General features: G+C 46.1%; 24 protein-coding genes, 1 tRNA gene and 1 rRNA gene. 20 read left to right on the top strand and 6 right to left on the bottom strand.

What is annotated here, in order from left to right; translation table 11 throughout:
• Positions 1 to 36 precede the first annotated feature (36 nt).
• From G589_RS0104830 to G589_RS0104810, 5 genes are read right to left on the bottom strand one after another with little or no spacing between them, the layout of a single operon-like run.
• Complete coding sequence (locus tag G589_RS0104830; protein ID WP_026521287.1) at positions 37 to 1,734, bottom strand: GGDEF domain-containing protein; 1,698 nt, start codon at positions 1,732 to 1,734, stop codon at positions 37 to 39.
• Positions 1,727 to 3,493 carry a GGDEF domain-containing protein gene (locus G589_RS0104825; protein ID WP_242826424.1) on the bottom strand — a complete coding sequence of 589 codons (1,767 nt, stop codon included), beginning with the start codon at positions 3,491 to 3,493 and terminating at the stop codon, positions 1,727 to 1,729. The genes G589_RS0104830 and G589_RS0104825 overlap by 8 nt, the downstream gene beginning before the upstream one ends.
• Positions 3,494 to 3,516: 23 nt before the next feature.
• Positions 3,517 to 4,395: a TPM domain-containing protein gene (locus G589_RS0104820; RefSeq protein ID WP_035775427.1), complete on the bottom strand. Its 879-nt coding sequence runs from the start codon at positions 4,393 to 4,395 to the stop codon at positions 3,517 to 3,519.
• 20 nt (positions 4,396 to 4,415) lie between these two features.
• Positions 4,416 to 5,486, bottom strand: a complete 1,071-nt coding sequence (locus G589_RS0104815; protein ID WP_035775424.1) for a hypothetical protein — start codon at positions 5,484 to 5,486, stop codon at positions 4,416 to 4,418.
• A gap of 21 nt (positions 5,487 to 5,507) precedes the next feature.
• Positions 5,508 to 6,698, bottom strand: coding sequence for an SPFH domain-containing protein (locus tag G589_RS0104810; RefSeq protein ID WP_026521283.1), 1,191 nt, complete (start codon positions 6,696 to 6,698; stop codon positions 5,508 to 5,510).
• A gap of 720 nt (positions 6,699 to 7,418) precedes the next feature.
• Between G589_RS0104810 and G589_RS18920 the strand changes: the two genes are divergently transcribed.
• The 12 genes from G589_RS18920 to G589_RS0104740 all read left to right on the top strand — a co-directional run bounded on the left by G589_RS18920 (position 7,419) and on the right by G589_RS0104740 (position 18,042).
• Positions 7,419 to 9,017: an ASKHA domain-containing protein gene (locus G589_RS18920; RefSeq protein WP_051192187.1), complete on the top strand. Its 1,599-nt coding sequence runs from the start codon at positions 7,419 to 7,421 to the stop codon at positions 9,015 to 9,017.
• Positions 9,018 to 9,031: 14 nt separating this feature from the next.
• The gene (locus tag G589_RS0104800; protein WP_026521282.1) at positions 9,032 to 9,364 is read left to right on the top strand and encodes a cupin domain-containing protein; all 333 of its coding nucleotides are present in this window, start codon (positions 9,032 to 9,034) and stop codon (positions 9,362 to 9,364) included.
• Positions 9,361 to 9,531 carry a DUF6472 family protein gene (locus G589_RS22075; protein ID WP_022767772.1) on the top strand — a complete coding sequence of 57 codons (171 nt, stop codon included), beginning with the start codon at positions 9,361 to 9,363 and terminating at the stop codon, positions 9,529 to 9,531. The genes G589_RS0104800 and G589_RS22075 overlap by 4 nt, the downstream gene beginning before the upstream one ends.
• A gap of 9 nt (positions 9,532 to 9,540) precedes the next feature.
• Positions 9,541 to 10,641 carry an ABC transporter ATP-binding protein gene (locus tag G589_RS0104790; protein WP_026521281.1) on the top strand — a complete coding sequence of 367 codons (1,101 nt, stop codon included), beginning with the start codon at positions 9,541 to 9,543 and terminating at the stop codon, positions 10,639 to 10,641.
• Positions 10,638 to 11,528 (top strand): carbohydrate ABC transporter permease, encoded by an 891-nt coding sequence (locus G589_RS18915; protein WP_035775422.1) that lies wholly within the window; start codon positions 10,638 to 10,640, stop codon positions 11,526 to 11,528. Before G589_RS0104790 ends, G589_RS18915 begins: the two co-directional genes overlap by 4 nt.
• Before the next feature lie 26 nt (positions 11,529 to 11,554).
• On the top strand, positions 11,555 to 12,427 hold the full coding sequence (locus G589_RS0104770) for a carbohydrate ABC transporter permease (protein WP_026519043.1): 873 nt from the start codon (positions 11,555 to 11,557) through the stop codon (positions 12,425 to 12,427).
• Between the two features lie 18 nt (positions 12,428 to 12,445).
• A complete protein-coding gene (locus tag G589_RS0104765; RefSeq protein WP_035775419.1) occupies positions 12,446 to 14,032 on the top strand; it encodes an extracellular solute-binding protein in 1,587 nt (528 codons plus the stop codon).
• A 52-nt stretch (positions 14,033 to 14,084) separates the two neighbouring features.
• Entirely contained in the window at positions 14,085 to 14,822 is a 738-nt protein-coding gene (locus G589_RS0104760) for a hypothetical protein (RefSeq protein WP_026519041.1), read from the top strand.
• Positions 14,823 to 14,888: 66 nt separating this feature from the next.
• A complete protein-coding gene (locus G589_RS0104755) occupies positions 14,889 to 15,557 on the top strand; it encodes an NUDIX hydrolase (protein ID WP_242826419.1) in 669 nt (222 codons plus the stop codon).
• Positions 15,558 to 15,603: 46 nt separating this feature from the next.
• Entirely contained in the window at positions 15,604 to 16,527 is a 924-nt protein-coding gene (locus G589_RS0104750; protein ID WP_026521278.1) for a hypothetical protein, read from the top strand.
• A 54-nt stretch (positions 16,528 to 16,581) separates the two neighbouring features.
• Positions 16,582 to 17,325, top strand: a complete 744-nt coding sequence (locus G589_RS0104745) for a DUF6033 family protein (protein WP_026521277.1) — start codon at positions 16,582 to 16,584, stop codon at positions 17,323 to 17,325.
• Positions 17,326 to 17,340: 15 nt separating this feature from the next.
• Positions 17,341 to 18,042: a LytR/AlgR family response regulator transcription factor gene (locus G589_RS0104740; protein WP_026521276.1), complete on the top strand. Its 702-nt coding sequence runs from the start codon at positions 17,341 to 17,343 to the stop codon at positions 18,040 to 18,042.
• 51 nt (positions 18,043 to 18,093) lie between these two features.
• Here the strand turns inward: G589_RS0104740 and G589_RS0104735 are convergent.
• Positions 18,094 to 18,179, bottom strand: a tRNA-Ser gene (locus tag G589_RS0104735).
• Between the two features lie 153 nt (positions 18,180 to 18,332).
• Here G589_RS0104735 and G589_RS0104730 point away from each other — a divergent pair.
• The 8 genes from G589_RS0104730 to G589_RS0104695 all read left to right on the top strand — a co-directional run.
• Positions 18,333 to 19,406 (top strand): 6-phosphofructokinase, encoded by a 1,074-nt coding sequence (locus G589_RS0104730; RefSeq protein ID WP_022767762.1) that lies wholly within the window; start codon positions 18,333 to 18,335, stop codon positions 19,404 to 19,406.
• Between the two features lie 34 nt (positions 19,407 to 19,440).
• Entirely contained in the window at positions 19,441 to 21,042 is a 1,602-nt protein-coding gene (gene dnaX, locus G589_RS0104725) for a DNA polymerase III subunit gamma/tau (protein ID WP_026521275.1), read from the top strand.
• A 2-nt stretch (positions 21,043 to 21,044) separates the two neighbouring features.
• Positions 21,045 to 21,392: a YbaB/EbfC family nucleoid-associated protein gene (locus G589_RS0104720; protein ID WP_022764712.1), complete on the top strand. Its 348-nt coding sequence runs from the start codon at positions 21,045 to 21,047 to the stop codon at positions 21,390 to 21,392.
• On the top strand, positions 21,392 to 21,991 hold the full coding sequence (recR, locus tag G589_RS0104715; protein ID WP_022767760.1) for a recombination mediator RecR: 600 nt from the start codon (positions 21,392 to 21,394) through the stop codon (positions 21,989 to 21,991). The genes G589_RS0104720 and recR overlap by 1 nt, the downstream gene beginning before the upstream one ends.
• A 31-nt stretch (positions 21,992 to 22,022) precedes the next feature.
• Positions 22,023 to 23,066: an aldose epimerase family protein gene (locus G589_RS0104710; protein WP_026521274.1), complete on the top strand. Its 1,044-nt coding sequence runs from the start codon at positions 22,023 to 22,025 to the stop codon at positions 23,064 to 23,066.
• A gap of 32 nt (positions 23,067 to 23,098) precedes the next feature.
• Entirely contained in the window at positions 23,099 to 24,325 is a 1,227-nt protein-coding gene (locus G589_RS0104705; protein ID WP_026521273.1) for a DUF5711 family protein, read from the top strand.
• A 9-nt stretch (positions 24,326 to 24,334) separates the two neighbouring features.
• Positions 24,335 to 24,790, top strand: a complete 456-nt coding sequence (locus G589_RS0104700) for a CvpA family protein (protein WP_026521272.1) — start codon at positions 24,335 to 24,337, stop codon at positions 24,788 to 24,790.
• 201 nt (positions 24,791 to 24,991) lie between these two features.
• A 16S ribosomal RNA gene (locus G589_RS0104695) occupies positions 24,992 to 25,062 on the top strand; the annotation flags it as partial.

The following is a 25,062-nucleotide window of genomic DNA, read 5'->3' as shown; positions in this document are numbered from 1 at the left end:
CTGTTTTGTGACAGCGGAGCTTTTTTATGTTTGTCGTTATAGTCTGTTATGTATTCCTAGTTCCTCATGCATCTTGCGTTTTAGCTCATACATTCTCTGATCTGCAAGCAGATATACTTCATGAGATGTGGCGTTTTCTGCACATTCATGCCTGAAGGCGTAGCCCGTAGCAACACTCCTGTGATACTCGGAGTATATGGCGTTCATTACGTTTAGAGCGCTGTTCATTCTTCCAAGCAGTGCATCGACGTCTTTTTCTGTTGAATCTTCCAGGATGACCAGGAATTCATCTCCGCCGATCCTTGCGCAGAACCCGGTCTCATCGAAGGTTGTAATAAGAACCTTTGCGAAGTCTGTTATGTATTTATCTCCTGAAGGATGTCCGAACTTGTCGTTGACGTACTTAAGGCCGTTTAAGTCAACGGAGATAATACAGTAATCGAGATTTGTCTTATCAAGATCCTCCATCTTCTTGTCTGCCTTTGCTCTGTTGGGCAGATTGGTAAGACCGTCTGCATAAGCCAGGTGCGAAAGAGAAGCATGTTCCTGCCTTTGGGCATAAGCACCTGTGATAAACACAAGATAGTTGGCAAGCTGGCAGACAACAAACACAAGACATCCGGCATCAATGGTTGCAATGCTGAGGAAGCTGGCATTTGGCATATAGTGGTAATTGGCCATGTAATAAATAATAAGATGTATCAGCTGTGCCAGTGCAAAGATAAACATTCCAAACATCTGTATCATATCGGATTCGGAGATATCTCTTTTGCGGATATTCCTAATGAGATAATAGGTTATCACTCCAAATCCGAATGCGCCTGCTGCGTGATAGATCGGCAGCGTAACTTTCATATGGATTCCGAAGATATAGTGAAGGACATACTGGGCAATGGTTACGCCTGTGGTCAAAAGAGCAGCTGTAAGATAAAGCTTCTTGTTCTCAATTTTCTGTATCAGATACAGGAAAAGATAGCAATAAGGCACAATAAGGTACATGGTGAAAAACTCAACCTCTGTCTCAAATCTGGTGTAAACAAAGGGCGAGAGTATGCTGTAGTAGGACATGATCCATGCTGACAGGTTCATACAAAAGATGGAACCTATTAGGAAGGATCTGATGTCCGGTACTGAGCTTACAAAAAACATTGTGATGCAAAGGAAGGAAAGACCAAATACCATCAGGAACATGCCGGTTGCGATTATGGGCAGATGCCTGTGGATGAAATCTCCCTCGACATCGGGCTGGCTTCCGAGCATAGGTGGATTAAGGTCCTTAAAGGCGCCCTGCTCACTTACTTTCATGATGAACTTTAGCTCTTTTCCCGCATAATCAGTGGGGAGCGTTATGAAATGGTAGGTCTTACCTAGGAATTTTTTTTCTTTGTAAATGTCTGATCCGAAATCGAAGATTTCCCTGCTGTCGAGAAAGGCGGTAAGGGTCGTGTATCTGCTCTTGAACAGTATTACGGGAAATGGGATATCGCCCAGATCCGGTAGTGTCGTGTACATTACGATGTTATCGCCTCTCTCAAGATGGCCGTTGGTGATGGACATAAAGCGGGTGAGAGGAATGTCTTTATTTTCAATACCGTTTACTGTAATGACCCAGCCCTCGTCAAGCTCAGCCATGGGGTATTCTGCAGTAAACTTCATGCAGGTACTGATGAAAATATCTACGAGTGCAGCTAATATCAGAGCACAGATAATGGGGAGGATGTGTTTTTTATTCATCGCTGTCACCTCCCTTTTCCAGCATCTTGCCAAGAAGGTCATCATAGAGCCTTCCGAGGGTCTGCCTGTGATGCTGGTTTTTCATGGCATACATGCGCTTATCGGCAAGAAGATATACCTTCTGTGCCGGTGAGCCGGATTTTAATTCTTTATCCCTGCTGGAAGCATAGCCCCAGGAAGCGGAGAATCTAAGGGTTGTGCTGCCGGAATTTCTGTGTTCCATCTGATCGGCAAAGCATGCCAGATCTCTCTGGGTTCTTTCCTCGTCAATAAACGGGAGAATGACGATAAACTCGTCACCGCCCATTCTTCCGATGAGTGAGGCGTCGGTGAAGCTGTTCTGAAGTATTTCCGAAAAGCCGCTAAGGAGCTTGTCTCCCATGTCGTGGCCATAATTGTCATTGGTGTATTTAAGGTAATCGAGGTCCATGCTTATAATGGTGTAGTCGCCGGACAGCTCTGCCAGAGTCTGTTCACAGCGGGATCTGTTGGAGATACCTGTTAAGGCATCACTGTAAGCAAGGCCTTCAAGCTGCGTCTTTATAGTGGATTCGTTGATGAATTCTATGCAGTGGAAGAAGAAGTTAAGAAGAAGGCTCATGATGAAAACCAAGGCACCAACTGTGGTGAAGGTGATCTCAACCTTGGCCTGGCCTATGGCGACAAACTTCAAAATGTTGTAGGCCACGATATCTACCAGAGCACAGAATACGAAGAAAATCAGACCTATGATAAGGATCTGAGTAGAGACTATTCTTGCGCGAACAATGTCGGCATCATTATCGTTAGATGCTTTGATAACTGTATGTATGAGAGAGAATATTACAAATATGCCCTCTGTAAGAGCAAGGATATGGAGCGTTGTTACAAAATCGCAAATGTGTACGATGTTGGTAAAGTGAAGGATTGCTGTAGTTAATCCGAATAAGATATTTATTGCCAGCAGAACCTTGGCAGTGTGTTTAAAGCTTGACTGGCCAGTTGCAACAATAAAGCCCATGATGGCAGCGGGAATGAGGTATAGCGTGATGTATTCGGCAAAGGTATAAAAGGGAGGATTGTCCGCAAGATACCAGAAAACATCGTTAAAGCTGAGTATATAGATTCCGATGAGCAGTGATGTTAAGCCGCTGAAGATAATACTCAGGTCGTGATATCTTGAAAATGCCAAAAATGGAGCCATGACAATGAGCAAAAAGCCCAGATGGCAGAGATATACACCAATAACCATGGGAAGACGGTTGCCCTGGACCATGGTATTTTTTATGTCGTTATAAATGCCGATTTTTATAGGGGATAAGCCGGAAAAGGCATCTTTGTCGCTGGCAGTAAGAATGATCGTCAGCTCTTTTCCCTGATAATCATCCGGGAGCTGTACGAAGTTCTCGTTCTTTGGGGCCATTTTGCCCTTGGCGATGTAATCTGTTCCGAAAGAATAGATGGGCTCGCCGTCTAAAAATACTTCTACTGAAGAAAGGATTGATCTGAAAGAAAGAGCTGCAGGAGAAATCTGTTCGTTTGGAAGAGTGGTGGAAAGTTTTAATACGTCGCCTGCATTAAGCGTTCCAAGGCTGGTCTTGGTGATATTATCAGGCTGCCAGACCTCATCTCCACGAGAAATAGTCCAGCCGGAATCCAGCTGAACTATTTTATTCTGTAATGGAGTATCGTACTTGTGTGTGCCAAGAAACAGCAGAAAAACAGTAACCAGAAGTACTGCCATTACTGACAACAAAGCTGTGCGGATCTTCACAGTCATTGCCACCGGGTAATCCTCCTGCTTTAGAAGTGTCCGTGACTTCCTCCGTGAGTATGTCCGGAACTGGATGTGTGGACTGAACTTCCGCCTCCAAATGAGCTGCCACGACCTGAAGAGTTGTTGTCGTGGGATATTGGAGTTCTGTGAAGGGTCTTATTAATGAATCTGTCCTCGCAAACTCTGAGAGTTGGTGAGCCTGCCTGATAACCACCGGCACCGGGTTTCATCTTGACGGTCTTTAAGTCTGATTTCATCTTAAGGATCGGGGCAAGACCCAGTAAAAGTCCGATGATAACACTGTATAGGCCAAAGCTCATATAGTCAGAAGCTGTGCGAATGGGTTTGGAATACACATCATAAGGTGTACCCTTGGAAGCCTCTTCGAGGAGCTTGTCACATTCCTTGACATAAGTTGTAAATGCACCGTTGTAGTCGCCATTTCGCAGGTCATCCATCATGGCGTTTTCCATGTAGGCCTGACCGTAGTCCGTGAAGGTGTTTATCGCACTGCCGCTGGTACTGATGGCCCATTCTCTGTCGTACATGCTGAGCATAAAGAGAATACCGCTTTCATTGTAATCAGCGCCGAAACCGTTGTATTCGAAATAGTCATCTGCGTAAGCCTGGATGTCTCCATCGTGGGAATCAACCGTCAGCAAAACGATGTTGCAGCTCCATTTCTGACTGGTCTCGTCAAGCCTTGCAAGCAGCGCCTGCTCCTGTGAATCCGTAAGGAGATCTGCGTTGTCAACAAGTCTTGGCTTTTGGCGACTTGAAGGTATTGTATTGCTATCCCAGAGCTTATCGGCTGCCAGAACCTTAACCGGTAACAGCAGTGTAAGGAGGAGCAAAGCCAATATTATTCTGGATAGATAGATTTTTAAATGTGTCTTTTTATTCATGATTTGTCCTGAAGGTTACATTATGCAAACATGCAGAAAAGGCCGAAGGCTATAGCTGCAATCACGCCGGCAATAGGGAAGTAGTACATGAGTGCTCTCGATAAAGAAAATGGGAGATTTCCCACAAACTTACCGCTCTGTCCGTTCATGGCAAAGAGGTAATTGCCTCCGTTCCAGGAAGTATTGAGGATATAAACCGGATAAAGAGCATACTTGCTGGACTCATTGGATGGAGTGCACTGTTCGCTCCTTGCGTGTAGCGTTGAGTAACCTGAAATGGTATTTCTGAAGTCGGTAATGGCGGAGGAGTGCATCCTGCTCAGCGCCCTACCCTGGTCTTCATCGGCGCAGACGTTGTATTTGTTGGCGAGAAATCCTGCTAGATAACCCATGTTGAAGGGAACCATCTTGGACTGGTCGAAGGGTTCAAGTGATTCCATAAGGTCATCAGGCATCTCTTTGGAGCCGTCAACAGGAACTTTTTCAAAGCGCTCGGATCCCACCCTTGTAATATCGTAGTGGCTGGTCTCTGTGTAGTGATAGTTATGATCGCTCCAGGTCCTGACCTTGGTGGCATCAAAGGAAGCGCTGTAGTTCTGGGTTGCGTCAAAGAGCCAGAAGGGCACATAGATACCTTTGATCTCGTCGATGTGATTCTGATCAAAGAATACTTTTGGCAGGAGCTTCTTGGATTTTACGTAACCTTTATAAGCCTCGATGGCATCTTCCTTTGTCTTTTCAAAGGGAATGATGTAGTCGGGGGTGAACTTTCCTGTGAACTTCTCTTTTACAACGACGTTGTTACTGCAGAAAGGACATTTCATGGAGCCAAGCGACTCTGTGGCCAGAATTTCGCCGCTACAGGATCCGCAGCGGTAGATGAACATCGGCTGAGATGAGTCTGCTTCGCCTTCGGCGGGATTTGTAACATAATCATCCGCTGATTCTCCGGCTGAGTCTGAGTTGTGATTGGCTATATAGTCCTTTACATCAAATTCCGAATCACAGAAGGGGCATTTGATCTTCTGGGTCTTCGGATTAAATTCCATTGCCCCGCCACAGGCGGGGCATTCATATTCGTGTAAAGCCATGATTTCCTCTGAATAATAAAATTAGTTAGGTCTTGGTGAACCACACTGTGTGCAGAAGTTGCCTGAGTTTACAGTGCCACATGAGCATGTCCAGCCGGCATCAGGCTTCTTGGCGCCACAGTTAGGGCAGAAGTTACCTGTATTTACGTTTCCGCAAGAACATGTCCATGAACCTGCAGAAGTAGCAGCCATCTGAGGAGCAGCCTGAGGCTGAGCCTGCTGAGCACCCATTGCATAGAGTGACTGTGCGTTCATTCCGCCTGCCTGCTGAGCCATGTTCATTCCTGCAAATGCCATCATAGGACCTGTTGCAGTGTTCTTAGCTGCATCCTGCATAGCCTGTGCCTGAGCACTTGCAAGAGTAGCAGCTGCCATATTAGGATTCTTAAGAGCGCCGGCTCTCTGGAGCTCTTTGATTGTCTTTTCATCTTCCTCGGAAGCATTAACTGAGCTGATACCGAAGGAAGAAATCTTGATACCGTAGGTCTCTGTCCACTTCTTTGAAAGAACTGTGTTGAGAACGTCTGCAATCTCTGTTGTGTGTCCGGGAAGTGCGCTGTAACGGATTCCCATCTCTGAGATCTTTGCAAATGTAGGCTGAAGAGCTGTAAGGAGCTCGCTCTTGAGCTGAGATTCGATCTTGTCTCTTCTGAACTCATCAGTTACGTTGCCGACGATGTTCTTGTAGAAAAGAACAGGATCAATGATCTTATAGCTGTACTCACCGTGGCAGCGGATATCGATATCCATATCAAGTCCTACGTTAGTGTCAACTACGCGGAAAGGAACGGGATTTACTGTTCCGTACTTGTTGCCGATGATGTCTTTTGTATTGATGTAATAAACTCTCTGATCCTTAGCTGTGCCACCTGCAAAGCTAAGTCTCTTATAGAATTCCTTAAAGGAGTTAACGATGTTCTCTCCAAGATCGCCATAGAAAATAGATGGCTCTGTTGAAGTGTCGTATACGAATTCGCCTGCCTCAGCACAGATTTCAGTAATCTGTCCCTGATCAACCAGGATCATGCACTGACCTTCGTTAACAGCAACGATTGATCCGTTAGAGATGATGTTCTCATTGCCCTTGCCCTGTTTCTTCTTACCTTTTGTTAGAAGCACATCAGAAGTGAGTGAATCACAATAGAAATAATCTCTCCAGGAATCAGAGAGTACGCTTCCGCCTGCTGAGAGTGCTGCTGAAATAAGCCCCATAACTATCTCCTTTCATACTAAAAAGCCATTTTTTATTTCCGAATTAATCTACTCGGTTACCTTATATTTTCTCACATTTAAGCTGAAAATGCCATTGTTTTGTGACAATTTCGCCCCCCCTAAATGAGCCCCCGGGACGGAGTCAGTGGCTCATTTTTGATCCCTAGGGACGGAGTCAAGGGCTCATTTTTGACCCCCTGGGACGGAGGTAAGGGACCATTTTTAGGGGAGCTGCTTCCGACTGAGGGCCTGGAGCGCTGGTAAAAGACTACTAAGAAGCATCACATCAGGTCAATTTTATAAGTCTTGGTTGGAAACTGTATATCGATCACCCCACAACTATCTTCTATGCAAAAAATAGTTGGAAATTTCAAAAAGGGATTTTGCCTCACTGAGGAATTACATCACACGACATCCGTAGTCCGGTAGTTGTGATGCAGGAAAAACCTTAGGCATCAAATTTTTTTCCCCGACCCTCGAAAATCTTTTGTGATTTCCATCTAGTTTGTCATATAAAAATTTTTGTGATGCTTTTGAAAAATCGGTTCCAATCAATAGGGTGATATATCCTATTTTGTGATGCATATTTCCGTGTTCCAGATGAAAATGAGCCACTGACTCCGTCCCTGGGGCTCAAAAGGAGTCAAAGAGAACCGTCCCCATTGACTCTAAAAGCCACAGTTACTACACTTAGTGTATATGAAGGCAAAAGAGATTTCGGTGACCATAAATGAATATGGAAAACAGCTCTCAGTAACTGGTACAAAGGGTGAGCGCCTAAAAGCCATCCTCGACAGGGCAGGATGCGTGTACTCGCTTCCTTGCGGAGGTGCAGGAAGGTGCGGAAAGTGCAGGATCAAGTTCCTGAAAGGCGCACCTATTCCCGGCAGTTTCGAGGAGAAGTTCCTGACGGATGAAGAGACGGAAGCCGGAATAAGGATACTCTGCAGAACTGTGGTCTATGAAGATTGCGAGATAGAGCTTCTAAAAAGTTCGCAGGAGCAGGATATATCTGCGCTGACTTTAAGTGATGAGTCGGTAAACTCTTCCGATAAGCCAGGCAAGCCAACAGGCCATGATGGTGAAACGGCAAGATCTTATGGCATCGCCATCGATCTCGGCACAACCACCATAGCCGCAGCCCTGGTATCAGCCACTTCGGACAATCCCGGCTACAAGGTCCTTCAGACCGCCAGCTGCATCAATTCCCAGCGGCGCTACGGAGGTGACGTAATATCAAGAATTTCAGCTGCGGAGGACGAAGAGACAAGAGAAGCTCTTCGCAAGTGCGTAGTCACAGACATAGAGAATCTGATAAAAGAGCTTGCAACAGCCGGAAACATCACCTATACCGGCATAAACCCGGAACTAAAAGCCATAACCATAACAGGTAACACAACCATGCTCTACCTCCTTGCCGGCAATGATCCTAAAAGCCTTGGCAGTTACCCGTACATAGCAGAGCATCTCGAAAAAGAGTGGATGCTCTCTGACATAATCCTTGATAACATCCCGGACATCGGCCTGACAATTCTTCCAGGAATATCAGCATTTGTCGGTGCCGACATCGTAGCCGGACTCTTCACCCTAGAACTTACCGATGAGGAAAAGTTCTTTTTCCTTGATCTTGGAACCAACGGTGAGATGGCTTTCTACGACGGAGAGAAGCTAAGGGTCACTTCAGCCGCCGCAGGGCCTGTATTTGAGGCAGGTGGCATCAGCTGCGGAACGGCGTCAATCCCCGGCGCCATCGACCACATAACAATAGATAAAACAGATCACCATGTAACCATCCATACCATCGGCGATGCAGAACCCATCGGCATCTGCGGAACCGGCGTAATGGAGATAACCTCCGAACTTGTCAAAAATCACATCGCAGATGAGACAGGTCTTTTAACAGATGAGTACTTCGACGAGGGCTTTCCGCTGACCGAAGACGGCATGATAAGGTTTACACAGCAGGATATCAGAAACGTTCAGCTGGCAAAGGCTGCGATTTACACCGGCGCAAAGACTCTTTTAAACGGAGATATTCCCGATAAGGTCTATGTTTCCGGAGGATTTGGAAGTAAAATATCACCAGAAAATGTAGAAGAATTACGTATGTTTCCAAGGGAATTTGATGGTAAGATAGTAGCAATCGGAAACTCTGCACTTAAAGGCGCTGCGCAGTATACGGCATGTGTCCTCTCAGGGTGGGAGAAAGAAACCGATGCTACAGCGAAACTTGACCTCATAACCGAAAGCGCCCGGGTAACCGAACTGGCAACCACGGACGGATTTGATGAGGACTATATCGCAGCAATGAACTTTTGACGGAGGATGAGAAAATGATAGACGAGAGATGGGTATTTCATAAGGATGTTAAGGCAGAGGATCAGGGAAACGGCGTGGTAAGGCGCGTTCTTGCATATAGCAAGGACCTCATGTGTGTTGAGAACACCTTTGAGAAAGGCGCAGTAGGAGCGCTTCACCACCACCCACATACCCAGATCACCTATATAGTAAGCGGCAAATTTGAGTTTGAGATTGACGGGGTAAAAAAGATTGTGGAAGCCGGAGACACCATGCTCAAGATGAACGATGTGGTTCACGGATGTGTATGTCTTGAAGCCGGAATCCTTCTGGATATCTTTAATCCCATGAGAGAGGATTTTGTATGATCTGCGACAGCTGCGCAAATTATGTGTATGATGAGGACTGGGAGTGTTACACCTGCATGGTGAACATGGATGAGGACGATTACTACAGGCTCATGTCCGGCAATAATAAGGAGTGCCCTTATTACCAGGACGGCGATGAGTACAAGGTTGTAAGACACCAGATCTGAGGGGAGAGTATGAAAATAGTATTTGAGCACCTCACTAAGAGGTTTCCCAACAGGAATAGGAAGATAAAAGATGAGGTGGTTGCTGTCTCTGACTTCAACTTCACGATTCCGGATGGCAAACTGGTGGGGCTTTTGGGGCCTTCCGGCTGCGGAAAGAGTACCGCGCTGAATCTTATCTGCGGACTTGAGAAGCCCACGGAAGGAAGAATATATTTCGAGGACCTTGATGTTACGGACCTTGAACCCGAGAACAGGGGAGTGGGACTGGTTTTCCAGAACTACGCCCTCTATCCGCATCTGACCGTAAGGCAGAATATCAGATTTCCTCTTGAGAACCTTCGCGGAGACAAAAAGCTCTCCAAGGAAGAAATGGAAGAGAAGGTCCAGGCAGCTGCAAAGCTTGTTCAGATTGAGGCACTTCTCGACAGAAAACCCAATGAGATGTCCGGCGGACAGCAGCAGAGAGTGGCCATTGCCAGAGCACTGGTAAAGGTTCCTAAAGTTCTTTTGTTGGATGAGCCCCTCTCAAACCTTGATGCGAGATTAAGGCTCAAGACCAGAGAAGAAATAAAGCGCATCCAGGTTAAAACAGGCATTACTACTGTGTTTGTAACCCATGACCAGGAAGAGGCCATGAGTATCTCGGATATAATCGTTGTTATGAAAGACGGCGTTCTTCAGCAGATGGGCAAGCCCCAGGAAGTCTACGACGAGCCGGAGAACCTGTTTGTTGCCATGTTCCTTGGAACTCCGCAGATCAACGTGTTCGAAGGCACCATAAAGGGTGAAAAAGTGTACATCGGAGACGAGGCTGTAATGGATGCCAAGGGGGCAGGGGATAGAGACGTCTTCGTTGCAGTAAGACCTGAGGGCTTTATTGTTGACCCTGACGGACCTTTATCATGCACATTTATCGACAGGGAAGTAATGGGTCGCGATACCAGTGTTATCGCATCGCACAAGCTTTTTGAGGGCGAGAACATAAGGGCGATCATACCTTCGGAAGAAGATGTTACGCCGGTAGATGGAATCGTGAGATTCTCCCTTAAGCCTTTTAAAGTTAAATTATTCGACAGGATCAGTGAGGAAAGGATACGGATTAAGTCATGAAAAAGAATCTGACGGCCTGGCTGTGTCTTCTTCCTGCGCTGGCCTTTCTTTTGGTATTTATGGTTTACCCTCTTGTGGATGTTTTCATCTATTCCTTTGAAGAGGGCTATAACTTCGCATCCCAGAGCTATTTCGGCGTTGGGCTTTATAACTACAACTATGTTCTTCACGACCCGTACTTCATTCAGGCCCTGAAGAACACCTTCATTATCGTTATCATTACGGTTCCGCTTTCTACCGGAATCGCTCTTTTGATTTCCTTGGAACTCAGTAAGATAAGGTACATCAGGAATTTCTTCCAGACGGTTTATTTTCTCCCCTATGTGACAAATACTTTGGCTGTGGGACTTGTCTTCATGATCCTCTTTAAGAAGACTCCTTACTCCGACGGCCTTGTAAATATACTGATACAGTTCTTTGGCGGAAAGGGCGTGGACTTCATCGACGGTCCCTACTGGGCCAAGATGTTCGTCATGTGCTTTTACACCATCTGGATCGTTATGCCCTTCAAGATCCTGATCCTGACCAGCGCCCTGGCATCGGTGAACCCGATGTATTACAAGGCTGCCAAGGTGGACAACACATCGCCCTTCAGGATCTTCTACAAGATCACGCTTCCGATGATATCGCCCATGGTCTTATACCTGGTGATCACAGGATTTATCGGAGCGTTCAAAGCCTACAGCGATGAGGTGGCTCTTTTTGGAACTGACCTTAATGCAGCGGGTATGAATACCATCGTGGGCTACGTCTACGACATGCTCTACGGCAACAGCGGCGGATATCCGTCCTTTGCATCGGCAGCAGCCCTGATACTGTTTGCCATCGTATTCACCATCACCACCATCAACCTCATGGTCAGCAGGAAGACTGTGTTCTACAATTAAAAGAGCTTTAAGAGGAACCTGTATAAATGGACAAAACGCAAGTAAAAAAACTTGAGAGAGAAAGCAGAATAAAAGAGGCTGCAAGAACAGCGCTGCGCTACTTTTTCCTGGCGCTCTGGGCGCTTTTGGTGCTGTTCCCGTTCTACTGGATGATACTTACTTCGGTAAAGAGCTATGGAGCGTACAACTCTGAGTACATCCCGAAGTTTTATACCTTAAGTCCCACAACGGCGAACTATATTCAGGCCTTCACGGCAGTGCCTCTTGCCAGGTACTTCCTGAACACCCTGATATTTACCGTAGTCACCACCGGTCTTATGATGATTGTCGTTATCTTTGCGGCTTTTGCTTTCGCGAGACTTGATTTTAAGGGAAAAGACATTGTCTTTTCGATGTTTCTTTCTCTCATGATGATACCTAATGAGCTGGTCATCATAACGAATTTCGTTACCATTACAAACCTGGATCTGCGCAATACTTATCTGGGTCTTATCCTGCCGTCGGTAACTTCGGTGTTCTATATTTATCTGCTCAAGGAGAATTTCGAGCTGATCCCGGAGGAGCTTTACAAGGCAGCCAAGGTGGACGGGACCTCGGATATGAGATACCTGTTCAGGGTAATGATCCCGATATCAAGGCCAACGCTGGTGACCATCATTATCCTTAAAGTTATTGAGTGCTGGAACAGCTACGTCTGGCCAAGACTCATTACCGATGACAAGAATTACTTCCTGGTATCCAACGGAATCCAGGAGATCAGAGAAAACGGCTTCGGAAGAGAAAACGTACCTGCCATGATGGCGGCGGTTGTAGTGATCTCACTCCCTCTGGTAGTTCTTTTCCTGATCTTCAAGAGGAAGATAATGGAGGGTGTAGCTCGCGGCGGAACCAAGGGCTGAGCTTGTGTGAGGAACAGTATGAAGAAGATTAGAGTTATGGCGATGGCGATGGCAGCAGGTGCGATGCTGCTTACCGGATGCCATGGAGCCAAGGCTAACAAAGCTTTTGAGATTCCCGAGAGCTTTGATGAAAACAAACAAATACAGATCACCTTCTGGGCCAAGAACGACACTAACGTTGTGCAGAGCAGGATTTACGCGCAGGCCATAGAGGATTTTGAGAAGCTATATCCAAACATCACTGTAAATCTGCGTCTCTACACCGATTACGGAAAGATATACAACGATGTTATTACCAACATTTCAACAGGCACAACTCCGGATGTTTGCATAACTTATCCGGACCACATCGCCACGTATCTGACGGGCAATAACGTTGTGGTACCACTTGATGACCTCATGGCAGATGCCAGGTACGGCCTTGGAGGGAGCGAGCTTAAATACGACTCCCCCGGGAAGGAAGAGATCGTAACCGAGTTCCTTGACGAGGGAATCATCGGTGAAAGCCACTATGCACTTCCTTTTATGAGATCTACTGAGGCCTGTTACGTAAATGAAACCTATGTGGAGAAGCTTGGCTTTACCCTTCCCGAAGTCCTTACCTGGGACTTCATGTGGGAGGTGGCCGAGGCAGCTACAGAGAAAAACGATGACGGTACCTACAAAGTAAACGGACAGAACGTCATGATCCCTGTGATCTACAAGTCCACGGACAACATGCTGATCACAATGCTAAGGCAGGAAGGTGCGCCTTATACCGACAGTGACGGAAACGCCCTTCTTTTTAATGACGAGACAAAAGACATCTTGAAGACCGTAGCGCAGCACACAGAAACCGGGGCTTTTTCCACCTTCAAGATATCCGGATATCCGGCAAACTTTTTAAATGCCGGACAGTGCATCTTTGCCATCGACTCAACTGCAGGCTCAACCTGGATGGGCAGCAAAGCACCTCTTCTTGATATCGCACCGGATAAGGTTGTGGATTTTGAAACTAAAGTGTTGCCCGTTCCGCAGTATAATGCTTCGGATCTTAAGATGATCTCCCAGGGCCCTTCTCTTTGTATCTTCAATAAGAAAGACCCACAGCAGGTTCTGGCATCCTGGATGTTTGCACAATATCTTTTGACAAACGAGGTACAGATAGCCTACTCAAAGACTGAAGGGTATATTCCTGTGACCACTAAGGCACAGAACAGCCCTGAGTATCAGGAGTATCTGGCAAAAGAGGGAGAGGACAACTCCGAACACTATGATGTAAAGATCGAGGCTGTTAAGCTTCTTATGGATAATACAAAAAACACCTTCGTAACTGAGGTGTTTAACGGCTCAGCTTCAGTCAGGGACGCGGCGGGACAGCTCATAGAAAACGTGACAAAGTCCGTTCGCAGAAAAAAGACTGTTGATGACTCCTTTATAGAAGCTCAGTACAAAGAGGTTAAGTCGCTATATCACTTGGATCAGAAGAGCGCAGGTGGTGCTTCCGGAGAGAAAAAAGACTTAGGACCACTTCCCGGTGCGTCGAAAGCTCTTTTAACAGTGCTCGTATTGGCGTGGGCTTTGATAGGCCTTGTCGCCTTTAGGAAATACAACAAGAAAAAATAATGTGCTATAATCATTTTGCTAAAACAGTAGCACACACAAAAGGAGAAAAATTATGAAAAAGACATTGGCAGTAGTACTTACTATGGTAGTCGCTCTGTCGACTGCAGCATGCGGGGCTTCAGGAAGTGGCAAGTCAGCTAAGAGCGAGGGCGTTATGACATACGCTGAATACGCAGCAGCTGAGCTTGATTCTGAAGTAGTTGTTGAGACTTATGTTCAGGCTAAGCAGTCATGGTGGGAGAACAAGGCAACCATCTACACTCAGGATGCCGACGGCGGATACTTCATCTATGAGCTTCCTTGCACAGAGGATGAGTACAACAAGCTTGTTCCCGGAACAAAGATCAAGGTTACAGGTTACAAGTCAGAGTGGTCAGGCGAAGTTGAGATCGTTGACGCAACTTACGAGATCGAGAGTGGTGACACCTATGTTGCTAAGGCACAGGACGTTACAGGACTTCTTGGCAAGGATGAGCTTGTTGAGAAGCAGAACGTTTTTGCTGCGTTCAAGGGCCTTACAATCGAGCCTTCAAAGGATGCAAACGGAGCTGATGTAGCTTATCTTTACAAGTGGGACGGCTCAGGAACAGAGGGTGATGACCTTTACTTCAACGCTTCTGTTAACGGCCAGACCTATACATTTACAGTAGAGTCTTACCTTTGCGGCGCTGACACAGAGGTTTACAAGGCAGTTCAGGGCCTTGAGATCGGTCAGACTGTAGATATGGAGGGATTCCTCTACTGGTACGAGGGTGCAAATCCTCACATCACAAAGGTTACAGTTAAGTAATCAAAGGCACAAACAAGCCCCATGGTTCTAGGAACTATGGGGCTTTTATGCAAAAAGGGGACAATTATGGAAACAAACAAAATGCCAAAGATCACAAAGGAATGTGTTGAGAATGTAGTAGACAAGAAGTTTCTCCGGGTATACGACTTAAAGTACGAAGAGGGAAAGCACTATTTTGATGCCTCAAGAAGATCGCTCGAAAATCTGGTTGCGCCTATGAGCGAGGACGAGTTTAAGGCCATGATCCCGGACGCCGTAAGCTGCGTTGTTATCGTGGAGCTTCCCGGCAAAGAGCCACAGCTTCTTTTCTCCTATGAGTTCAGATATCCCACAGGAAGGCTACTTCTAAGTGTTCCTGCAGGACTTGTGGATCCTGAGGATAAAGAAAAAGAAAATCCCCTGATCGAGACAGCAAAGCGTGAGATCTTCGAGGAGACGGGAATTGTGGTGGATGAAAACAGGGATGAACTCTTTGTTATAAATCCGCTTCTGTTCAGCTCGCCCGGTATGACAGATGAGAGCAACGGCCTTGTCTGCGTTAAGCTCCATCTTGATAACCTTGATATGCTGGATCAGACCGGCGCCCTTGGTCAGGAATGCTTTGACGGGTTCGAACTGGTAAATGAGGATAAGGCAAAAGAGCTTTTGAAGAAGGGAGTAGATGACAAGGGGCATTTTTACTCTGTCTATACCTGGTCTGCGCTGATTTATTTTATATCAGGTTTATGGAAATAAGGGTAATTTCTTTATATAATTGAAATTACCTAGAGGAGGGTAAATTATGAAAAACAGACTTTTGGCGGTATTAATGATCACAGTTTTATCAGCTGCCATGATGGTAGGTTGTGGTAAAAAGGATGTACCTGTAGAAGAAGTGCCCGAAACCACTACAGAGGCATCAACTGAGGAGGCCAGCGTAGAGGTACCGGTGGAGGAGCCTTCAGATGCGGCAACAGAGGAAGTGTCAGATCCGCTCATCACAGCAGATCTCGATGAGACCATCGGAAACGGAATTCTTATAACTATCAACAATCTTTATAAGGCAGGCGAGACTCAGGGCGAGGGCCATATACTTATGGACAAGGAAGAACCTGATGAGAACGGCGAGATAAAGTGCTATGTACTTGAGACCTTCGGAGCTTACGAGTTCCAGGACGGCAATTTTGTAAGATGCGCAGGTTCAGGTGTTATCCCTGCAGTCGTAACAGTTAAGGCCAATGATGACGGAACCTATGAATTCATCTCAATCGAAGAGGCTGAAGACGGAAGCAACTTTGTAGATTCCATCAAGGAGAACTTCCCTGAGAAACTTTGGAGCAGATGCATCACCATCGAGGATGATGACAGAAATGAGCTGAACAAGCAGGATAGAGCTTACGCTGAGGAGTATCTCAGTACTATCGGAAGAGAAGACGCCGAGATTGGAGATTATGGCGACTTTGAGCACACTCTTTTAACAGATGAGGGCGTATCCGTAGAGGTTTCCAACAAGATGGTGGATGTTCAGTCGGGAGACGGATTTGAATTTTTCTGCCCAATGTGGATAGGAGACCGTGAAGTTCTTGATGAAAATGTCCGATATACATATAAGACAGAGTATGACAAAAAGAAAAATGAGATAACATTCTCAAAGGTATTGTATGAGACAGGTGAAGTGCTGGAGTCATCAACATACGATGCCAAGACAGGTGACAAGGTAGAATAATTGATTTGATAGCAAGGATGCTAGCGAGACTATACTCGAAAAAAGGAGGGAACCATGAGCAATATTTCTGAGATCACTGCTGCAAATACCGGCGCTGCTCTTGAGGCTAATAAAACTCAGAGTACAGGAAAGACCGGTAACTACGGCAAAACTGTCGGAAAGCCCCAGCTAAGTGAAGCCGGTGCTAAATACTACGAAGAACTTAAGAAAAAATATTCAGGCATGGACTTTGTTCTTGTCAGTAAAGACATGAAGGAAGTCGCTAAGCAGAATGCCAGTTCCTATGGCAATGCTAACAGAATGGTAGTTCTCATCGATGAAGAGAAGATCGAGAGAATGGCCACTGATGAAAATTATCGTGCAAAATACGAAGGCCTTATTGCAAAGGCTCAGTCACAGATGCCACAGCTTAAGTCCGTTATGGCTAATCAGCCCGGTGTTAAGACCATCGGAATGCAGGTTAATGACAACGGAACAGCTTCGTTCTTTGCTGTGATGAGCAAGTCCAATCAGAATATGACTGAGAAGCTTGCTGCAAAGAGAGCAGAGAAAAAGGCTGCTGAGAAGGCTGAGGCCAAGAAGGAAGCCAAAAAGGAGCAGATGGAGAAGCTCCGGGAAGGGCATCTCGATAAATCCGACAAGGTGCCTGATGACGACGATGACTACGTTATCCTGCAGGCGGATTCCGTGGAGGAACTGGTCAAGAAGATCGAGAATTATAATTTCAGTCTGAGAGCGGATTCTGTTCAGACGCCATATGAAAAGAGTATTGGGCAGTCCATAGATTTTAAGGGCTGACGATCCGGGGGTTATATGTACAAACTGGCTATATGTGATGATGAGAAAAGCTCTGCTGCTGAGGCGGCAGAGCTTTTGGAAAAATATAAGGCAGCTCACAGCGGCCTTGAATTTAGCGTGGATATCTTTAACACGTCCTTAGATCTCCTGGGGGCGATGGAAAAGAAGGTCTACGATATCTTTTTGCTGGACATCTATATTGATAAGATCAACGGTATAGAGCTGGCTGAGACAATAATGAAGAACAATGAGAATGCCCATATCATTTTCATGACATCCTCAAATGCCTTCTACAAGGACGCCTTCAGGATCCATGCTGCTCATTATCTGGAAAAGCCCATATTGCAGGAAGAATTCTTTGAAGCCATGGACAGGGTTTGTACTGAGGAAGAGGAAGATCACTATTTAACCTTCAGAGAGAGCGGAGAGGTCCACAAGGTTTTGGTGGATGATATTCTGTATGTGGAGTCGGAGGATCATTACAAGAGGATTGTGATCCGCGATGACAGCTTCCTGATAAGAAGTACTATGCAGGCGCTGCAGGAGAGTCTTGATTATCCCCATTTCTATGCCATGGGAGTCAAGAGCATTATAAATCTCAAGAGAGTTTTAAAGATTACTAAGGACTCGGTTGTTATGGAGAACGGAAAAGAATTTTCGGTTCCCAGAGGAACCTACAGAGCCTTAAGCGAGTTGGTACTTAAATACACATTCTAAATAAAAAAGTTAAAGCTCCCACAGATTGTGGGAGCTTTTATTGGATAAAAACGGAGACGGCGGGATTCGAACCCGCGTGCCCCGGAGGACAAACGCATTTCGAGTGCGCCTCATTACGACCACTTTGATACGTCTCCAAGCGCTTCGGACGATGCTCCGAAGCGTTTTTTATTATACTTTTTTAATGAACTGTAGTCAACCGGATTACTTGGCAGTATGTACTGTATTAATGTATAATTACAAGTAGTGTGCATTTACAAATTTGAATATTCAAAGGAGGCCTTTTTCACATGATGAGAATTGGTATGTTGACTAGCGGTGGTGACTGTCAGGCTTTGAATGCAGCAATGCGCGGCGTTGTTAAGTGTATTGCGCACAGTGGAGAGGAAGTTGAGTTCTATGGCTTCAAGAACGGCTACAGAGGACTCATCTACAGCGATTTCAGAATGCTTACCTCCAAGGACTTTTCAGGAATCCTGACAAAGGGCGGAACTATTCTTGGTAGCTCCAGAACGCCTTTTAAGACGATCAGAGAACCTGATGAGAACGGACTTGATAAGGTAGAGGCTATGAAGCAGAATTATTACAAGCTTCAGCTGGACTGCCTTGTAGTTCTCGGAGGAAACGGCTCACAGAAGACCGCTAACCTCCTTTCAGAAGAGGGACTTAATGTAGTATCTCTTCCGAAGACAATTGATAATGACCTTTGGGGCACGGATATGACCTTTGGTTTCCAGAGCGCCGTTGACGTTGCAACCAATGTTATTGATAATATCCATACAACAGCTGACTCCCATGGCCGTGTATTCATCATCGAAGTTATGGGACATAAGGTTGGATGGCTTACTCTGAACGCAGGCCTTGCCGGCGGTGCAGACGTTATCCTTATCCCTGAGATTCCTTATGACATCGGCAAGATCTGCGACGCCATCGAGGCAAGAGATGCAAGAGGCAGCAGATTTACCATCATCGCTGTTGCAGAGGGCGCTATCTCCAAGAAGGACGCCAAGCTCTCCAAGAAGGAATACAAAGAGAAGATGGCTAACTACAAGTATCCTTCAGTATCCTACGAGATAGCAGAAGCAATTCAGAAAAAGACAGGACATGAGGTAAGAGTAACCGTTCCCGGACACATGCAGAGGGGCGGAGCTCCGGATCCTTATGACCGTGTATTTGCATCAAGACTCGGAGCAGAAGCCGGACAGCTCATCCTTAACAAGGAATACGGCTTCATGGTAGCTTACAAGAACAGGGAGATCGTTAAGGTACCTCTTTCCGAGATCGCCGGTAAGCTCAAATACGTTTCGCCGGATGCCAGCATCATCAAGGAAGCCAAGATGCTTGGTGTATGCTTCGGGGATTAAGTGATTTAAAGTTTTGTTGGAGTAGTTTTTTACAATGGGTTATGTAGCACTATACAGGAAATTCAGACCCCCGGTCTTTGAGGATGTCAAAGGCCAGGATCATATAATTACAACGCTCAAGAATCAGATCAGATCGGACAGAGTTGGACATGCTTACCTGTTCTGCGGAACTCGTGGAACAGGTAAGACTTCTGTTGCAAAGATTTTGGCCAAGGCGGTTAACTGCGAGCACCCGGTGGACGGAAGCCCCTGCGGTGAATGCGCTATGTGCAAGGAGATCGCTGCCGGTAACAGCATGAACGTCATAGAGATCGATGCTGCGTCCAACAACGGCGTTGATAATGTCAGAGAGATCATCGACGAGGTCTCCTACTCCCCAACCAGAGGCAAAAAGAAGGTTTACATCATCGACGAGGTACACATGTTATCCGCCGGTGCTTTTAACGCGCTCCTGAAAACCCTTGAGGAGCCACCGGAATACGTTCTGTTCATCCTGGCAACCACGGAGGTCCACAAGATCCCCATCACTATTCTCTCAAGGTGCCAGAGATACGACTTCCACAGGATCACCATTGATGATATCGAGGGAAGACTTAGAACAGTAGTTGACGCAGAGGGTATTAAGGTTGAGGACAAGGCGCTTAGATACATCGCCAAGACTGCGGACGGATCCATGAGAGATTCCCTTAGTCTTCTTGATCAGTGCATAGCCTTTAACTACGGCGAAGAGCTCACCTATGACAAGGTCCTGGGAGTTCTGGGAGCGGTAGACACTGAGGTATTCAGCAATCTCTTTTCCGCGCTCTATGAGCAGGATGTAAACAAGGCTCTGACAATCCTGTCGGATGTAGTTATCCAGGGCAGGGAGCTCACACAGTTTGTTAACGACTTTGTTTGGTATCTCAGAAATCTCATGCTGGTACAAGCCTCCGATCAGATGGAGGACGTAGTTGATATTTCAACCGACAACCTTAAGACACTTAAGGAACAGGCAGCAGGTGTAAGCAGCGACGCAATTTTAAGATTCATAAGGATCTTTTCCGAACTGAGCGCAAACATCAGGTATGCGACACAGAAGAGGATACTCATAGAGATCACCCTCATAAGACTCTGCAAACCGCAGATGGACAAGGACGAACAGGACTCCTTCGAAGACAGGCTCAGGATCTTGGAGGAACACGATGAGAAGAACAGCAAAGTCCTTAGCGGAATCCAGACGGGACAAATCGCAGTGGCATCAGCAGGCGGCACAGGTATGGCGGCTTCGCCGGTGGTAAAAGAGAAGAAGACCCTCGAGAGGGCTGTTCCGGAAGATATACAAAAGCTTGTTAAAAGCTGGCCACAGGCCGTAGCAAGAATGGGTAACCCCATGAAGACTTACATGCAGAGAGCTAAGCTTAGCCTTGGCAATGATGACAGACTTCAGGTGGTTTTTGATAATAAACAGTTGGCAGACAAATACTCAAGCGGAGAGTTTGTGCAGGAGTTCCAGGATACGCTGGATGCCATAATCGGCAAACACGTTGAGTATGAGGCCAGATTCCTCGAACCCACCCAGAATTTCGAGGAGAATTACGTAAACTTACAATCCATCAATTTTGATGTTGTAACAGAAGATGAAGAAGAGGAGAATTAACAATGGCAAAAAGAGGCGGATTTCCCGGCGGCGGAATGCCCGGTAACATGCAGAACCTTATGAAGCAGGCGCAGAGAATGCAGCGCCAGATGGAGGAGAGCCAGAAAGAGCTCGAGACCAAGGAGTTTACTGCCAAGGCAGGTGGCGGAGCTGTAGAGGCTACCGTTATGGGAAATAAGACTTTAAAGAGCATCACAATCTCACCCGATGCAGTTGACCCCGATGATGTGGAGATGCTCCAGGATATGATCGTTGCAGCTGTCAACGAGGCTATGAAGCAGGCGGATGAAGCCAGCGGCGCAATGATGAATAAGATGACAGGCGGATTAGGCGGAGGCCTTGGATTTTAATGGAATTATACAGCGGACATATCAACCGTTTAATTGAAGAACTGGCAGCCCTCCCGGGAATCGGGGGCAAGTCCGCTCAGAGACTGGCTTTTTACCTGATAAATCTGCCCAAGGACAGAGTTAAGAAATTGGCGGATTCTATCGTGGATGCCAGAGAGAACGTGCACTATTGCGAGGTATGCTGTACGCTAACCGACGAGGATATATGCCCTATCTGCAGTAACCAGAACCGCGATCATCACACGATCATGGTTGTGGAGAATGCAAGGGACCTGGCGGCCTATGAGAAAACCGGCAAGTACGAGGGCGTTTACCACGTACTTCACGGGGCGATTTCTCCGATGCTTGGAATAGGACCCGGAGATATCAGACTCACTGAGCTTATGAAGAGGCTTCAGGAAGAGGATGTTGACGAGGTGATCATCGCCACGAACTCATCCCTTGAAGGTGAAACAACAGCTATGTATATCAGTAAACTTGTCAAACCCACAGGCATCAAGGTTACAAGGATAGCCAGCGGAGTACCTGTCGGGGGCGACTTGGAATACATTGATGAAGTCACGCTCCTTCGTGCTCTTGAGGGAAGAACAGAGCTATAAGGCGTGGCGCAAGCGATTAAGGAGGTCACAAATGGCAGTAAAAAGAGAGTTTTGGGGAGAGGCTCCAAGTGGTGCACCTATTTACGTGTATCATTTGACCAACCAGTCCGGTGTTGAGGTATGCGTTCTCAACTACGGTTGTACTATCAGAAATATCTTTGTACCTGACAAGAACGGCGAGAAGGTTGACGTTGTTCTTGGCTATGATGACTACAAGGAGTACTTTGGAAACGACTGCTTCCTCGGTGCTACTGTAGGACCTACAGCAAACAGAATTGCCAATGCCAAGTATTCAATTGATGGAAAAGAGTTTATCCTTCCCATCAACGATGGACCCAACAATCTTCATACCGATATGAATAATGGTTTCCACAAGAGAGTATGGGACGCGGAAGAGGGCGAGAATTTCGTTACCTTCACACTTAAGGCTGACGACGGAGACCTGGGATTTTCCGGAAACAGAGAGTTTAAGCTCACATACACACTTACAGATGACAATGCTCTTGAGCTTCACTACCATGCTACAAGTGATGCCAAGACTCTCATCAACATGACAAACCATGCGTACTTTAACCTGGCAGGTCAGGGTTCAGGAAGCTGTCTTGACCATGTCATGAAGATGTACACGTCACATTACACACCTGTTATTGATTCAGCAGCTATTCCTACCGGTGAGATAGCTTCTGTAGAGGGAACACCTTTTGATTTCAGAGTTGCCAAGACAATCGGCAAGGACATAAACGCAGACAATGAGCAGCTTAAGTTTGTTGGCGGATACGATCACAACTATGCTATTGACGGCGCTGACGGATCAATGAAGGTTTTCTGCGAGGTAACAGCACCTGCAACAGGAATCACAATGAAGTGCTCAACAGACCTTCCCGGATTCCAGCTCTATGCAGGTAATTTCCTGAAGCATCCAAATGGCAAGGGTGGAAAGGCTTATGTGCCAAGAGACGGATTCTGCCTTGAGACACAGTTCTATCCAAACTCAATCAATGAGGCCGGATTCCCTGACTGTGTATTTGGACCTGACAGAGAGTATGATACAAAGACTGTTTATCAGTTTGTATAAAGAAATAAAGGATATCGTTTGGAGGTTGGCATTTGGCTGAAGTACGTGATTTTGCCTCATATGCAGAAAAAGTTAATAACGGGAATTATAGTCAGAGGTCTTCCGAAGACGAACCTTCTTATAAGGAAAAGATAAGAAATCACAAGCTGGCGGTCTTGTTCAGGACCGCCGGCATTGCCTTGGTAGTCGTACTGCTTGTTGCGCTGATCTATCTTAGCTGGAGAGATAAGGAATATTCGGAGGCTCTTCTTGAGAATGAAGCGCCGATAACCAACGGACTGGACTCGAAAGTTTTGGGACTTGGCGGACATGTCATTCAGTACAGTAAGGATGGTGTGAGCTGCATTAATCCATCGGGACAGGTTCTCTGGAATCAGACCTATGAGATGCAGAACCCTATAGCAAGGACATGTGGCTCGGTGGTGGCGGTGGGTGACTACAACGGCCACAATATTTATGTCAACAATACATCGGGTTCCATGGGAGTTATTGATACCAATCTTCCTATCAGAGATTTCTGTGTATCATCCCAGGGCGTTGTGGCAGTAGTTCTTGATGGAACGGATGTTACCTGGATCTACCTTTATGATGCACAGGGCAATACCATTGCCAACTTTAAGACAACCATGAAGGACAGCGGATACCCGATTGACATTAGCATCTCGCCAAACGCAGAGCTTGTGTGCGTATCCTATCTGTATCCCGACGAGGGTGCCCTTAAGACCAGTGTTGCGTTCTTCAACTTTGGTTCTGTAGGACAGAACTCTATAGACAACTATGCAAGCGGATATGAATATCCGGGAGTAGTGGTTCCTTATGTTCAGTTCATGAATACGAGCTCCTGCTTTGCTGTATCCGATGACAGAGTAATGTTCTATACGGGAGATCAGAAGCCTGTCAGTCAGGCGGATTATTTTACCGGCGAAGAACAGATAAAGTCTGTGTTTAACAGCGAGTCATACGTTGGCCTTGTGTTCCCTAACAGTACTACCGACGGAGCGTACAGACTTCAGGTGTACAATGATAAGGGCGAGAGCGTACTTACTACTTACTTTGATATGGAGTGCTCTGAGATCATTTTCAATAACAAACAGATCATCATTTATAATGAAGACGAGTGCCTTATCATGGATATGAACGGACACGTTAAGTACCATGACAAGTTTGAAGTTCCGGTAAGGACTATGGTTCCTACCGGCGTCAGAAGTAAATTTACATTGGTGACTGCAAACAGTGTGGTTACCATGAATCTAAAATAGGAGAAACAGATGAGTTTGGAAATTTCACAGATAGTGATCACCGTCGTTGTGGTCTGTCTGTTTCTGTGGAGAATCTCATATGGAACAAATAATGGCCTGTTTGCGGAAGCAGCAGGCCTTATTGCTGTAATAGCATCTTACATCGCTGTGTTCTATCTTATGAGTATTACAGGCAGCGTACTTAGTAGCAAGTTCGGCGAGGTTATCCCCAAGATCGGATACCTGGTGGCAGCATTCCTGGTTTACAGTCTTATGACAGCCCTGGCCGGTGCGCTTCGCAAGGTAAAAGAGATACCGATTTTAGGAGGGCTTGACAGACTCCTTGGAGGAGTTCTTGGTGGAATCGAAGCTGCTATTATAATTTATATTGTGGAATTCATTACAGGATTTGATCTTTTTGGACCTGCAATTGCCGCTTGGAATCAGCTTTTTGGCTACATTCAAAAAACTTTTATAAAGAATTAAAAAAAGTAGTTGACATGCCAAATCACCTATGCTATTCTAAATAAGCTGTCGCTGAGGCAGTGATAACAAAGCACCTTGACAAATAAACAGTAATGCAACCCTGAAAAATTCCAAGAGAATTATTCAGAAGTAACAAACCAAAAGTAATAACGGACAGAACGAAAGCTAACGTTTTAGTTCTGGCTGGAATTGAACTTATTTTAACGTGAGAGTTCGATCCTGGCTCAGGATGAACGCTGGCGGCGTGCCTAACACATGCAAGTCGAACGGAG

Source organism: Butyrivibrio sp. VCB2001, from assembly GCF_000423965.1.
In the GTDB taxonomy this organism is placed as follows: Bacteria; Bacillota; Clostridia; order Lachnospirales; family Lachnospiraceae; genus Butyrivibrio.
This window is presented reverse-complemented; position numbering and strand designations above follow the sequence as displayed.